Origin of the sequence: Massiliimicrobium timonense (genome assembly GCF_042850985.1) — a bacterium.
GTDB lineage: Bacteria > Bacillota_I > Bacilli_A > Erysipelotrichales > Coprobacillaceae > Allocoprobacillus.
On record NZ_AP031415.1, the window covers coordinates 2,520,795 to 2,535,721 of the forward strand.

14 protein-coding genes are annotated in these 14,927 nt (G+C 30.7%); 3 read left to right on the top strand and 11 right to left on the bottom strand.

What is annotated here, in order from left to right; all coding sequences use genetic code 11:
* Positions 1-3 precede the first annotated feature (3 nt).
* Both ACGHJ8_RS13180 and ACGHJ8_RS13185 read right to left on the bottom strand, forming a co-directional pair.
* Entirely contained in the window at positions 4-225 is a 222-nt protein-coding gene (locus ACGHJ8_RS13180) for a hypothetical protein (protein ID WP_087357044.1), read from the bottom strand.
* 88 nt (positions 226-313) lie between these two features.
* Positions 314-1,426, bottom strand: coding sequence for a zinc-binding dehydrogenase (locus ACGHJ8_RS13185; protein WP_087357043.1), 1,113 nt, complete (start codon positions 1,424-1,426; stop codon positions 314-316).
* Between the two features lie 149 nt (positions 1,427-1,575).
* Here ACGHJ8_RS13185 and ACGHJ8_RS13190 point away from each other — a divergent pair, with 149 nt between their 5' ends.
* Positions 1,576-2,100: a TetR/AcrR family transcriptional regulator gene (locus ACGHJ8_RS13190; RefSeq protein WP_087357042.1), complete on the top strand. Its 525-nt coding sequence runs from the start codon at positions 1,576-1,578 to the stop codon at positions 2,098-2,100.
* A gap of 36 nt (positions 2,101-2,136) precedes the next feature.
* Here ACGHJ8_RS13190 and ACGHJ8_RS13195 read toward each other — a convergent pair whose 3' ends face one another.
* The 8 genes from ACGHJ8_RS13195 to mnmG form a co-directional block, all read right to left on the bottom strand.
* Complete coding sequence (locus ACGHJ8_RS13195) at positions 2,137-2,817, bottom strand: fructose-6-phosphate aldolase (RefSeq protein WP_390540843.1); 681 nt, start codon at positions 2,815-2,817, stop codon at positions 2,137-2,139.
* 15 nt (positions 2,818-2,832) lie between these two features.
* Entirely contained in the window at positions 2,833-3,774 is a 942-nt protein-coding gene (locus ACGHJ8_RS13200; RefSeq protein WP_390540845.1) for a glycyl-radical enzyme activating protein, read from the bottom strand.
* Entirely contained in the window at positions 3,737-6,085 is a 2,349-nt protein-coding gene (locus tag ACGHJ8_RS13205; RefSeq protein WP_211962236.1) for a formate C-acetyltransferase/glycerol dehydratase family glycyl radical enzyme, read from the bottom strand. Before ACGHJ8_RS13205 ends, ACGHJ8_RS13200 begins: the two co-directional genes overlap by 38 nt.
* Before the next feature lie 9 nt (positions 6,086-6,094).
* Positions 6,095-6,856 carry a DeoR/GlpR family DNA-binding transcription regulator gene (locus tag ACGHJ8_RS13210; protein WP_211962237.1) on the bottom strand — a complete coding sequence of 254 codons (762 nt, stop codon included), beginning with the start codon at positions 6,854-6,856 and terminating at the stop codon, positions 6,095-6,097.
* Between the two features lie 90 nt (positions 6,857-6,946).
* Positions 6,947-7,801 (bottom strand): hypothetical protein, encoded by an 855-nt coding sequence (locus tag ACGHJ8_RS13215; RefSeq protein ID WP_390540847.1) that lies wholly within the window; start codon positions 7,799-7,801, stop codon positions 6,947-6,949.
* A gap of 117 nt (positions 7,802-7,918) precedes the next feature.
* Positions 7,919-9,364, bottom strand: a complete 1,446-nt coding sequence (locus tag ACGHJ8_RS13220) for an ATP-binding protein (protein WP_390540849.1) — start codon at positions 9,362-9,364, stop codon at positions 7,919-7,921.
* Between the two features lie 285 nt (positions 9,365-9,649).
* The gene (gene rsmG / locus ACGHJ8_RS13225) at positions 9,650-10,354 is read right to left on the bottom strand and encodes a 16S rRNA (guanine(527)-N(7))-methyltransferase RsmG (RefSeq protein WP_390540851.1); all 705 of its coding nucleotides are present in this window, start codon (positions 10,352-10,354) and stop codon (positions 9,650-9,652) included.
* A 9-nt stretch (positions 10,355-10,363) separates the two neighbouring features.
* The gene (gene mnmG / locus ACGHJ8_RS13230; protein WP_390540853.1) at positions 10,364-12,217 is read right to left on the bottom strand and encodes a tRNA uridine-5-carboxymethylaminomethyl(34) synthesis enzyme MnmG; all 1,854 of its coding nucleotides are present in this window, start codon (positions 12,215-12,217) and stop codon (positions 10,364-10,366) included.
* Between the two features lie 162 nt (positions 12,218-12,379).
* On the opposite strand from mnmG, the gene ACGHJ8_RS13235 reads away from it, so the two are divergent.
* Complete coding sequence (locus ACGHJ8_RS13235) at positions 12,380-12,757, top strand: CoA-binding protein (protein WP_087359756.1); 378 nt, start codon at positions 12,380-12,382, stop codon at positions 12,755-12,757.
* Positions 12,758-12,781: 24 nt separating this feature from the next.
* Here the strand turns inward: ACGHJ8_RS13235 and ACGHJ8_RS13240 are convergent, their stop codons facing one another.
* On the bottom strand, positions 12,782-13,297 hold the full coding sequence (locus ACGHJ8_RS13240) for a hypothetical protein (protein WP_390540855.1): 516 nt from the start codon (positions 13,295-13,297) through the stop codon (positions 12,782-12,784).
* A 267-nt stretch (positions 13,298-13,564) separates the two neighbouring features.
* On the opposite strand from ACGHJ8_RS13240, the gene ACGHJ8_RS13245 reads away from it, so the two are divergent.
* The gene (locus tag ACGHJ8_RS13245; RefSeq protein WP_390540857.1) at positions 13,565-14,914 is read left to right on the top strand and encodes a PstS family phosphate ABC transporter substrate-binding protein; all 1,350 of its coding nucleotides are present in this window, start codon (positions 13,565-13,567) and stop codon (positions 14,912-14,914) included.
* Positions 14,915-14,927: the final 13 nt, after the last annotated feature.

A 14,927-nucleotide genomic window follows, 5' to 3' on the forward strand; every position in this document is an offset into this window, starting at 1 on the left:
TTATCACAATTTATTTTCTCTAGAACGTTTAATATTTTGTTCATGATGACAGTATGGACATCTCACATGATAATCATTGACTTGACAATTGACATTCCCTATGATCTGGAAAAAGTTTGGTTTCCATATATGATAGCAATACCGACATTGAAAATAATGATTTTTTTTCACAATAAGATACACAATAATAAGACTCACAACAACAATACCCAAAACATAAATCATAATTCTTTCTCTCCTTTGGTTTATCATATTATAACATAAAAAGACGAGTTCCCTCGTCTTAAGATAAAAAAGAACTGAAAATCAGTTCTTACATTTCATAATCTATAATAACTTTAATATTTTTTGTTACATCACTGGCTGCTTCAATTGCTTGTGGAAAATCTTTATGTGAATATTTTTTTGTAATCATTGTTTTTACTGGTATATCATTTTTTTCAATCATTTGAATAACTTCTTGAATTGTATTTGTATTATATCCTTTTGATCCTCTAATCATTGCTTCATTAGCAATAAACATATTTCCTGATAATGGAATCTCTTTTCCATATACAGCAACAATAGAATATTTTGTACCAAATTTTCCTAATGAAAAAACTTGTTGTAATAAAGGTACAGCTCCTGCAGCATCAATATAATAATCAACATTAGGAATTTTTTTACCTAATGATAAATGTGATTTTTTAGCAAATTCCATAACTTGTTGAAGTAAATCTGGATTAAGATCTTCTGGGCGAAAAGCTGCCCCATTACTAACTTCACCACAATATTCTAATAATTTTTCCTCTAAATTATCCTCACTTGTATTAATGATTTTAGCTCCTAATTCCTTAGCTTTATCTAAACGCCATTGGACTTTATCAACGACTATAACATTTTTTATACCTCTAGATAATAGACCTGCTGTTGCACCTAAACCTATTGTACCCGCACCTAAAACAACAACATTTTGATCAACAGATGGATTCATCCAAGTTGCACCTTGTGTCCCAACACTAACCGGTTCTATCAATGCAGCAGTATCTAAGTCAACGTTTTTATCTAGAATATATAAATTAACATTCAAAGCAGCATCTTCAACACGAACATATTCACTAAATCCACCTGTCATGTCTGCTTTAAAACTTCCTAAACGACTCGCTTTCATTGGATCAATAAAAACAATATCATCTAATTGAAAACAATCTGGGACATCAGCACCTTTTTCAACAATTCTTCCAACCATTTCATGTCCAAATTCTTGTCCTTTAAAAATACCATAAGGTTCTCCTCCATGAAGATAAGCTCCTGTATCAGAACCACAAATACCAGCTCTCAAAACTTTTACAAGAACATCTTTTGAACCAATTTTTGGTATATCTCTTTCTTCCATTTTAACATTTTTAATTCCATAATAAATTGCACATTTCATTTTACCTTCCATTTTTTCATCCTCCTTTTTTTATTTTAAATGAATTTATAAAAAAAAGAATTGAAATTACCATAATAAAATCATATTACTAATAAAAACGGAACACTTTTTCAATTGTGTAACGCTTATCATGTTATAATATAGAAAAAGAGGTATAAATTATGACAAGAAAAACAAAAGATCAATTATCAAAATCTCTCTATCTACTTTTACAAGAATATCCTTTTGATAATATCACAGTAAACCAAATTATAAATCATTCTCACATAAGTCGAACAACATTTTATCGTCACTTTCATAATAAACAAGATGTTTTAACTTATTTTTTTCATAATGATATTGTTCCTCAATTTTTTCCATCCAAGACACAAGATTCTTACTATACACTAGCTAAGCAAACTATACTTTATTCACGGAAAGAAAAAAATTTTTTTAAGAATGCTCTTATTGATTCTCAAAACACATTAATACATTTACTTATCAATAAATATATACAATTAATGAGTACAAAATTACCTAAATTAACAAAAACACAGTATGATGTCTTATCTATCTATTTAAATGGAACAATGATAACTTCTATTCATTGGTTTTTAAAAGATGATGAACACTCTATTCCGGAAATGCTCTATCTTTTTGATTTAGCAATGCCTGATATTATAAAAAGTATTTTTGATAAATCTTAGAATACCATACTATACAAAAAGACGAGTTCCCTCGTCTTATAAATCGCAAATACCTTTTCCTTCACCATACATACTATACCAGTCAGCATTGAAATCATCCACTGCTTTTTCTATGTTTGGATTCTTGAATATCTGCTTTAAAATTCCTACTGGTGCTGTTATCGCCTGTGCTCCATTATTCAATGCATTCTTGATCTGTTCAACACCTTTAAATGATGCTGCGACAATCTTTGTATCATAGTTATCCATGATGATACGATTTGATAACTCATAAATCAGTTCCATTGGATCAGCTCCCAAGTTCCCTATTCTATTGACATAGGGTGCAATATAGTCTGCCCCTGCGGCTAGTGCCATATATCCCTGCATTAAATCATAGACTGCTGTCGCTGTGACATGAATGTTTTCTTCCTTCAGCATTTTAATCGCTTTGATACCTTCATAAGATACAGGTACCTTGATATAAACCTGTCTGTCAATTTCTTCTAGGATTCTATGAGCTTCCTTCACCATACTGTCACAATCTTTAGAGATGACTTGAATATGCAGACTTCTATCCTTCCCAATAATTTCTCTAATTGTTCGCATATGTTCAAAGAAATCCTTTGGATTTGTCTTTTTTACTATTGAAGGATTACTCGTTACACCAACAATAGGCATATATTCTACTGCTTCTTTGATTTCATTTAAATCAACTGTATCAATAATCAATTCCATTTTCTTTTCCTCCTGTTATTCCTTGATTAAATTTTTAATACCATTTTGATAAGCAATTTGATAAAATGCTTCCATTTCATCATCTGTATATTTCTTATATTTTAAATCAATTCCATAATCAAAATCAACATATTCATATTTAGAAGAAGCCAAAGGATTATAATTTAATAATTCATAATATACTTCTGGATTAATATGTGATAAAAACTGACTGATAGATTGTAGGTTTTGTATAGTCGCTGTGATTTGTGGAATTAGTGGAGTACGGATAATGACTTTTTTCCAATGTTCACTTTTTAAAATATATTCTATATGCTTTTTAATAAGCGCTACTGACCCACCTACATACTTTTGATGTAATGCTTCATCATATATTTTTAAATCAATATAAATTTGCTCTAGATAAGGCAAGGCTTTTTGAATCAGTTCTAATGATGTATATAATGTTGTTTCAATAGCTGTATGAATATGTTGTTGATGGCAACGTTTTAAAATATCAATTAAGAACTCTCCCTGCATCAATGGTTCCCCTCCAGAAAAAGTCACTCCACCACTATCACGATAAAAAACACGATCTGACTCAATTTCTTTCATCAACATATCAACATCATAATATTGACTGTCATAACGAATAGCTGATGATGGGCAGATATTAACAAGGTTATCAAAATCTCCTTGATAATCTTTATTGAAATAAGGTCTATCATTTTGATAAATCATTTGTCCTTCTTTCGCATACTTTTCACAACAACGACAATGTATACAGTTATTTTGAAAATAAATGGGTTTGCGTAAAGTTGAGATTCCTTCGGGATTTTGACACCAGATACAACGAAGGGGACAACCTTTGAAGAAAATCGTTGTACGAATTCCATCACCATCATGCATAGCAAATCTCTTAATATCAAAAACTAAAGCTTTAGATGTTGTCATATGTTGTCCTTTCAATGATTTCATCTTGTAATTTATGTGCTAACTCTACAAAATAAGCTGTATATCCTGCCACACGAATCGTTAATGATTTATGGAGCTGTGGATGAATCTTGGCATCTTGTAAATCTTCACGTCTGACAACATTAAATTGAATATGTGGAACTTTTAAATCAACAAAAGCTCTTAAAAAGTTTTCAAATTTGTTCATGCCATTTTTTGTTTGAAAAAACTCTGGTAAAAACTTCATATTCAATAAACCACCATTGGTTGTCAAACTATTATTTAAGCGTGATACTGATTTAAGAACTGCAGTTGGACCTTTTAAATCACGTCCATATACCGGTGACATACCACCATCAGCTAATGGCGTTAAAGCATTTCTTCCATCTGGCGAAGCTCCTACATTTTCTCCCATTGGTACATGTGCAGAAACGGTATACATTCCTGTATGGTAAGGCCCACCACGATAATTCGTATAATCTTTCATTCTTTCTCTAAAATACTCAGCCCATTTTGCTCCTAAACGATCAACCCATTCCACATCATTTCCATACTTAGGCACTTTATTCAATAGCATAGTCTGTATGATTTCATAGCCTTGAAAATCAGCCTGTAAAGCTTTCAATAATTTTCCAGCCTCAATCACACCATCATCATAAACCAACTTTTTCATTGCTGCTAATGAATCAGCCAGATTGGCAATTTGAATCATCTGGATACCAGATAAATTATACTTAGCCCCACCTTTAGTCACATCCAATCCTTTTTCTAAACAATCATCAATGACTGATGATAAAAAGGCAGTAGGTAAACAATCTTGATGGGCTTTTTCAACAATAATTTCACATTGCATCATTTTTTCAATAAAATAATCGATTTGTTTTTGAAATGCATTTTCTAAATCATCAAATGTTTCATAAGTATCTAAACCACCTAAATCCAAACCTATTTGTTCATGTGTAAGCAAACATTTACCATGATTCAATGTTAGTTCTAACGCTTTATTCAAATTAAACATAGCTGCATCAGACCAGCCTAAATTATTACCATGTGTTGTTAATTCAACACATCCTACAATCGCATAATTCAAAGCGTCTTTCTTTTCAATTCCTAAATCTATTAACGCATGGATAATCGCTTCATCATTGAAGAATTGAGGCATTCCACTTCCTTTAGATACAACTTCTATTGCCTTTTGCATCAACTCATGAGAACTATGACGATTTAATCTTACAGATAAATTAGGTTGTGGTAATCCTAAATCATATTGACATTGTAAGCAAAGCAAAGATAATTCATTATAAGTATCATTACCATTTTCATCAAGACCACCAATCGCAATGTTAAATCCAATTGGGAATCCCGCAAAATATTTCGCACTATTTTGATTACGTAAATAAACAATCTGATTAAATTTTAGCCATAAACATTCTAAGATGTCTAAAGCATCTGCCATAGATATTTTTCCAGCTTCAATATCTTTTTGATAATAGGGATATAAGTATTGATCCATTCTTCCAGGTGAAAATGAAGAAGCATTGGATTCCATATGCAACAATACAAATAAAAACCATAGTGATTGCACTGCTTCATGGAATGTTTCTGGTGGACGTTTTGTGAGATTTAAACAATTATTTGCGACAGTTTTCAAAGATTGTTGATAAGATCCTTCAACATCATGAATATTTTCCATAATCATATCATAATAACGTTTCATAAATGTACATGCACCTTGCATAACAAGAATAACACATTCATAAAATTCTTTTTGTGATTCATCACAAGTTTTTAATTTTTCTTGAGCTTGTTTCATCAATCCTTGTGGTCCAAGTTTCAACCACAAAGCCGTATCTGGGCAAATATGTCCTTGCGCATGATCTTTTTGATTAATTTTGACAACTTTTGCGATAGCTTGAATATCCTCTCCTCCACGATGTTTAATCACATCTTCCATCGTTTTCCCTTTCCAGTAAGGATAAATCTTTTCTCTAAATTCTTGAATATCTTCTTCTTTAACTAAGAATTGATCTTGGGGACGTGTTGGCAATGTTTCAAATTCCTTATCTATCCATGAACAACCACTCTCAGGAAAAACAACACCATATCTGACACCCTTTGTACGATTACCAACAATCAATTCTTCTTTTTCAAAACCTATTTCCAATTCTTCCATTGCTGTCTTTAAAGATAAAGCTCTTTTTTTAGGAACAGATAAAGATTCATTTTCCTGATAAACACGTGTAATGATACGAGCCTGTTCAATTGAAGCATAACGTGGTGAAGATAACATTTTCTCTTTTAATATTTGAATTCTTTGACTCATTAATTTTTCCATAGTCCCCTCCTACAACATCTCAATATCATAAATTTTCATATACTCTTGATAATCTTGATTCAATACATCACTTAAAATCAACCCATCTACATCTTTTAAATTTCCATAAATAAACTGTCCATCTTCACTTAGCTTTCTTGTTTCACACAAAAGATAATTTCTCTGACTCTGTTTCATAACTCTTTGTTTCATCAAACCATCTTCAATATAATATGTAGAAACATCTCCATTATCTAATTGAACACCTACAACCCCTAAAAATGCTTTATCAATCTTAAATTGTTGAATCATCTGTAAAGATAATCCACCCCAAAAGCCATCTCTTTCCTTATTCAATTCACCACCAATAAAGACAACTGATATATTTTGATTATCTTTTAAGACATCTAATATTTCTATCATATTAGTGATGACAATAAGAGATAAAGAAGAAACATTCAATAAATGAGCCACTTCTACATTTGTTCTTGAAATATCTAAATAAATCGTATCTTGATTTTCTAATAATGATATGACTTTTTTCGCTATTTCTTGGCGTTGCTTATCATTCATATCTTTACGCTGTATACTACTATACAAATGGGGATTTTTACGAAGACTCATAGCTCCTCCATAAGTCTTTTTCAATAATCCTTTTTTCTCTAAAAGACTTAAATCCTTACGGATACAATCTTCAGTCACCTGATATTTTAAGCTCAATTCCTTAACCTTAACATGACCAGATAAATTGACCTGATTTACAATATCATCTTGCCTTTCTTTCGCAAACATTGCCACCCTCTTTTCTTATTTTTTATTATTTAATATTATTATATATTGTTTTTTATTAATTTTAACATATTTTCTCAAATAGAAAAGACATCAGTTTTCACCAATGTCCTGTCCTAAAGATAAATAAACAAAATAATTATCATCACTACCTAAAGATTCACTGAAATAAACACTTGAATCATCCTGATAATCACTTACCACAAAACGTGTATCATCATCTTCATCAACTTTTAATTGAGATTTATATTGTTCAATAGACTGATAAATATCTATCTGAAATCTTTCATTTATTTTCTCTATAAGTGATGTATCCAAATAAATCGGATTTTCTCTTATACTTCCTTGATTCGTCCAAGATAAAGTGACAGACTGATGATACGGCTGTTGTTCAAGAAAACTCATAGAAGCCGTTAAACTCACAGTATCATATGTGCCATATACATTTATATAAGCACTATATTCATCTTCATAAATACTATAATTTTCAGAAACATCAACATCCATCAATAATTCATCAGTAAAGAAAGTTGTTAAATCATTTTCATAGTCCAACGCTAATTGTAAAGTTCCATCATCATCACCATTATCAATACCTTCCTGTAATGATTCACCCGTAAATTCTGTATAGTTATGACTATTATAATCTGTGACAATATTCCCTACAAACACTGCCATCCCCTGCCCTATAACAATCAAAGCTATAATAAAAATAATATATTTTTTAAAAGTTCGTGATTTTTTTTGTTGCGAAAAACGACCCGATGTTTGACTGCGTGATTGATAGAACTTCCTTTTTTTCTTTGGTTTAAAGATTTCTGGTTCTGGATATTCAGTAGATATTGTTTGACTATGAGTGATGTTTGAACTTCCTCGAACACGATAACCACAGTTAGGACATCTATCAGCTCCTGGAGGTATTTTTGTATCACATACGTCACAACGCATAAAACTCTCCCCTTTCCCCTAAATATGTCTATAAATATATTATAGTTGTTTATTAACAAAAATAGAAGAAAAGTTTACATATTTCGTCATAATCACTCCTATCCATAAATATTTTTTCTATTCTTTTAAAGTATAATATTTTTGATATCTGCTTCTTGGTTTTTCTGGAATCGTCATTTCTAATCGTCCTTCTTTTATAAGTGGTACAATATATTTGTTTGTTACATAGCTTGTTGTCTTAATATTTAAGAATCCCATAATTTCTTGTCGTGATCTTGGTATCTGACAAAATTCTAATAATTGATCATAATCATCTTTTTCATCAATATGTTGTTCTTCTTTTCTTTGATTATATAGAGTTACAACAAATTCATTTCTCAAATTTTGAAAAACCGGGTCAGGTAAATTCATTTTTCTCATCTCACGATAAATAGTGGGAATACCAGAATATCTATTTTCTGTATTTAGTAGAGATTCCGACATAGTTGCTAAAACAGGATTACGTAAATCAGGGCGAGAATGTCCTAAATCTTCAACTGTCATACGTCCATAAAGACCACCTGGACTATGAATTTCTAGACGATTTGAATAAAAATAAATCTGTATTGGTGTTCCTTCTGTATATTGACTATAATCACGATGAATCAAAGCATTTAAAATAATTTCTCGAATGGCATTAATAGGATATTCTGTGACATCCTCTCTATTTCCTGTTTGAGGATTAATGATTGTTTCTACTTTCATATTTCTTTGACAAAAAGCAATAGCACCATCAAGCATTTCAATCAAAGTTCCTTCTATTCTTTTATTATCTAAAAAACGTGCTCCTTGATTTGATAGATCACCTAAATTTTCTCCCGGCACAACAACTGCAATAATAGCCATTTGTGGCAGATATCCTTGAGGATATATCCCAAAATTCATCACGGCAGCAAGTGTTGGTATACCATTTCTAGAGATAGATAACATTTCATACACTTGTTCATCAGATAATTTTGAGAATCCTGGCTTATTAATTTTCATTGTTAAAATATATTTTTCTAATTCTTCTTTTCTCAATAAATCAAATGTCGCTCTTTCAATTGGTCTTTCATCATCATGAACATGTTTTTTAAACGCTTCATATGAGTAGATTTCATAGTCAGTCATAGGAAGATCGGCATCTCCAACACGAACATATGAGCCTTTGACTTTTCCTGCACCAGCATAATAACATGGTCTTTCTGTTATATCAACGGATGGAATTTCAGCACTACATATATCTAAACCATGATACTTAGCAACAGTAAACATTGCACGAGCAGGTGGAACCATTTGATTACATTGTTCTGTCACTTTCTTTTGTAAATCATGAACATCATATACACCTACAGCTTCAAAACCTTTTGTTTCATCTAATCCAAACAAAATAATTCCTCCACCATCTTGATTAGAAAAACTAGATAAAGTATCATACAATCTCTTAGGATAACCACCATGAGCAGCTTTAACTTCAACTGTCTGTGTTTCGCTTTTCAATTGAGTAATTGATGATGTCAATTCTATAAGTTCTTCACTTAACATGATTTTCCTCCTTTAAAATTAAACTATTTTTTCATACATTCATTAATTATCATTTGTTTTCTAAATTCATTTTAGAATAATATTTCACTTAAATCAATAAAATTTAAGTTATTTTTCATTATTTCATTTAATATTTAAGTTATTTTTCTGTTATTTAGTTATTTATTCACTTATTTCAGTTATTTGTTGAGTTATTTCATAATTTGTTCACTTATTTGTTTAGTTATTTTATTTATTATCAACTGAAATCATATAAATATACGAAAAAACGCATCAACTGATGCGTTATAATGGTTTCTTTTTAATTCTACTAAAATCTCTAGGATATTGAATGGGTGTATTCTTTACTTTATGTATATAAATATTACAACGATGGTCGTTTTCATCTGTTAATGTAAAGCTTTCCTGTCTCTTGACTTTTCCACCTAATTTTTCTATACCTTGCATAGCTTCCTGTAGTTCTTCTTGAGCTTTTAATCCTTTTAAAGTTATAAAATCTCCATCAACTTTCACTAAAGGCAAGCATAATTCATCTAAAATATTTAATCTAGCGACTGCTCTTGCTGTGACAATGTCAAATGATTCACGATGTTTTTTCGCATATTCTTCTGCTCTTGAAGCCATAGCTTGAACATCTTTTAAATCTAAAACTTGAATCAAATGTTTTAAAAATGTAATACGCTTTGAAAGAGAATCTACAATTGTCACTTTTAATTCTGGATAGACAATCTTTAAAGGAATAGAAGGAAAACCTGCACCTGCTCCTACATCACATAAAGATTGATTGGATAATTCATAATCAAATGAAATTGTTAATGAATCATAAAAGTGTTTTAAATAAACATCTTCTTTTTGAGTAATAGCTGTGAGATTCATTTTTTGATTCCATTCAACTAATGTTTGATAATAAAGTTCAAACTGTTCAAGTTGTTGATCTGTTAAAGTGATACCTTTATCTAAAAGGGCTTGTATAAATTGTTCCTGATTCATATATACCTCTTAATAGTGTTGTTTTAAATAAATCAAAAGTACTGAAATATCAGCCGGATTGATTCCTGAAATACGTGATGCTTGTGCAATTGTGACAGGTCGAATCTGTGATAATTTTTGTTTTGCTTCTAAAGATAGATTTAACACATCTTCATAATCAATATCTTGAGGAATTTGTTTTTCTTCCATCTTTCTTTGTTTTTCTACTTGTCTTAAAGTCTTATCAATATATCCTTTATACTTAATAAGAATTGTTACTCTTTTTTCTTCTTCTGAAGTTAAATGAGCATTTTCAATATAAGGCTTTAATTTTTGATAATCCATCTCTGGTCTTTGAAGTAAAACTTTCGCACTGATTCCTTCTTTTAAAGGCGTTGAACCCAGTTCAACCAATAATTCATTGATTTCATGTTTAGGCGTAAAACGAATACTATCCAATCTTTCTATTTCTTCATGAATATGATTCATCTTTTCAACATAAGCCTGATAAACATCTTCTTTCACTAATCCGGCATCATAACCATATTGTCTTAATCTTTCATCAGCATTATCATGTCTTAACAATAAACGATATTCAGCACGTGATGTCAACATACGATAAGGTTCTTTTGTCCCCTTTGTGACTAAATCATCAATCATAACACCAATATAAGCTTCATTTCTCTTTAAAATTAATGGTTCTTCATGATTGATCTTCTTTACAGCATTGATCCCTGCCATTAAACCTTGAGCTGCAGCTTCTTCATATCCACTCGTTCCATTGATTTGTCCTGCTGTAAAAAGATTTTTAATCACTTTTGTTTCTAATGATGGCCATAATTGTAATGGATCAATCGCATCATATTCTATCGCATAAGCATATTTTAAAATCTGACAGTTTTCCAATCCTGGAATCGTACGTATCATTTGTTCTTGAATATCATGAGGCATGGATGTTGAAAAACCTTGAACATAAATAGTATTCATTTCTTTGGATTCTGGTTCTAAGAAAATCTGATGTTGTGGTTTATCAGAAAATTTCACAACTTTATCTTCAATAGAAGGACAATATCTTGGTCCTATTCCTTTGACAATCCCAGAATACATACTACATCTTGATAAATTATCTTTAATAATTTGATGTGTTGTTTCATTTGTATATGTTAAATAACAAGGAGTTTGTTTTTCAATAGGAACAAATGTTGTTGTTTCATAACTAAATGCAAGAGGTTCGTCAGTGCCTGGCTGTAATTGTGTTTTTGAATAATCCACACTGTTGATTTCTACTCTTGGAGGTGTTCCTGTTTTCAGTCTTTGAATACGGAAGCCTAAATCTCTCAGTTGATCAGATAAATACAATGATGGCTTTTCCTGATCAGGTCCACTTGGTGTCTTTTGATCTCCAACCATGACTTCAGCTTTTAAATAAGTTCCAGTTGTTAATATGACAGTTTGACCAGCATATGTTTTTCCATCAGCTAAAGTCACACCTTTAACTGTCTGATTTTCAATAATTAATCCTTCAACCATTGCTTCAACAATATCTAAGTTTTCTTGTTGTTTTAAAATCTTTTGCATATAACGTGGATAAGCTTTTTTATCTGCCTGAGCACGTAATGATTGGACTCCTGGTCCTTTGGCCGTATTTAACATCTTCATCTGTAAATAAGTAGCATCCGTTGTTTTTCCCATTTGTCCACCTAAAGCATCAATTTCCCTGACAATGATACCTTTTGCCGGTCCTCCAATGGATGTATTACAAGGCATTGAACCCACATTATCAAAATGTGATGTTACCAATAGTGTTTTTTTACCAATTCTTGACGTTGCTAAACAAGCTTCAATACCTGCATGTCCACCACCCACAACAATTACATCATACATTATTCCTCACACTCCTTTAATCTGTTTCATATTAGCACAAAATATTCATATTATCAAATTGAATTATTGATACATCTTCAATAGAGAAAACTTTTTGGTATCTTGAAGTTTTCTTGTGCATAAAATAAAGCATATGTTATAATACTTTTGAGGTGAAAACGTATGAATCCTAAAGATATATTAGAAAAATATTATCATTTTGCAGTTGTGGGAGTTACTCCCAATCAAGAAAAATATGGTTATAAAATATTTAAACGTTTATTAGAAAAAGGATATCAAACTTATGGTGTATCTCCTATTTATCAAAATATAGATGATATCCCAACATATCCAAATCTAGAAGCAATAGATCATCCTATAGATGTTGTGGTTTTTGTCGTCAGTCCAAAATACGCTTATGACTATGTTGATGAAATGTCTGGCATTGGTATTCGTTATGCATGGATGCAACCAGGAACATATGATGACCAGTTATTACAATATATGCACGATCAAGGTATTACACCTGTTCCTGCCTGTATCTTAGTGGAAACAGAATAAATCAGCCCATCAAGGCTGATTTTTTCAATTTTGTATCATTTGATGATTTTGATCATATAAAGTCCAATCAGCTATATGACATGAACTCCCCTCTAACATATAAATATCAAGAATATAGGAATCATTCATTTCTTTTTTATAAACTTTCCCATTATTCACAAAAGAATATTGAGAGGCATTTTGTTTATTCTTTCCATAAACAACAACCATAGCCTGATGAGAATCTGCATAATTGAAAGTATCTATGTCCTGGGAAGAAGAACTCTCTCCCCAAAATTGATAGTTATCCATCCATAAATTATGAACATTTTCATAAATAAGCAAATGACATTGAGCTTGATCGTCTTGATAAACTATAAAATACAAATTATCCTGATATTTTACTTTTTCAATCGTTTCAAAATGACTATCTCTTTTTGATATATCTTGAATAAGATAACTATAAAAATCTTGACTTTGACGATTCATCATAAATAAGCACCCTATAACCAGTAATATCAAACAAATCAAAACATGAAAATATTTCTTTATAACACTCATAAATCATTCTCCTTCATATGTCATCTTTTCATAGAATGTCATAATTTTTATTTTTGTTCGACTCATTTTTATAAATATTTCATTAATTTTATGTTAAACAAAAATATATTTTCATTTGTTATACACATCTTTATAGTACAATATCTTTAAGAGGTGATATCCATTATGAAAGACTATCTTAAATACTTTATTTTTCGCTATGTTCTTCTTTATTTCGTTTTATCTTTCATTTGTCTTTTCATTATGCCCACGACCGCCTTTATCATTATGGCAATCCTTGTTGTATTGTTTACTTACTATCTGAAAAGAAAAAATCGTCTTTATCCACATCAATTTCAAATCCAATTAACAATCATCCTTATCATTTTAGTTTGCTTAACCATTGTCAGTTTATTATCTCAAGGATATCTTTCTTCTCAGTTATGGAATTATTACTACATACTCTATTTTCCTTTTGCTTTATTTTTACTTCTATGCTCCTTGACTGCCCATTATCAGCTAATGATATTTGGTCCTATTCTTCTTTTGTTCATTCAATTAGTAAGTCTTTATGTTTTTATTCAAGCTCAAATTCCTATAAAGAAATACATCGTTAAAATTCTATGTCTAGTCCTTCTTTGTACAACAAGTTTTTATGTATACCAAACATCACCTGCCAGAAAATATAGTGGTGGTCATGGCTTTGACTATATGAATGGTTATTCCAGCACTGACTTATCTCCTTTTTATCCATATACTGAAGATAGTCAACTTGTAGAACTTCAAGAAGCAAGTACCTTTATCATTGAAAATAAAGAAGATATGCCTGTTCTTGATGGTGCAGAAGCTTGTTATCCTGTTTATAGTGCTATTGCGAAAGCCGTTTATAAAGATATTGATCAAATAGAAAAAGCATATAGTGAGTCAGAAGACTACAATTATTATAATACTAATGGCAAAATTGTCACATTTACTAATACATCTGTTGGTTATACCCGTTTAATCAATGGGAATATTGATATGTTCTTTGGCGCAAAACCTTCAAAATCACAATTAGCAGAAGCCAAAGAAGCTGGTGTCGAATTTGAATATACACCTATCGGTCAGGAAGCTTTTGTCTTCTTTGTGAATAAAGATAATCCTGTATCTAATCTATCGACTCAACAAATTAAAGATATTTATCATGGTGATATAACAAACTGGCAGAAAGTTGGTGGACTAAACAAAGACATTCTTGCTTTTCAAAGACCAGAAAGATCTGGCAGCCAAGCCATGATGGCTTACTTTATGGGAGATATTCCACTAAAAGAGCCTTTACAATATGAATACATATCAGGTATGTCAGGTATCATTTCAGATACAGCCCAATATAATGGTGAAAAAGATGCTATTGGATATACGTTTAGGTACTTCCTGGAAGGTTTACATCAAGAAGAAGATGTGAAAATATTATCTGTTGATGGTGTTGAGCCAACGACTGAAAATATTAAAAATCAGACATATCCTATATCTACTTATTTATATTGTGTGACTTTAAAATCTAATCAAAAAGAAAATGTAAAAAAATTAAAAGACTATCTTCTCTCTTCACAGGGACAATATATTATTGAAAAAACAGGTTATTGTGCATTAAATTAGAAAAGGAGTTTCA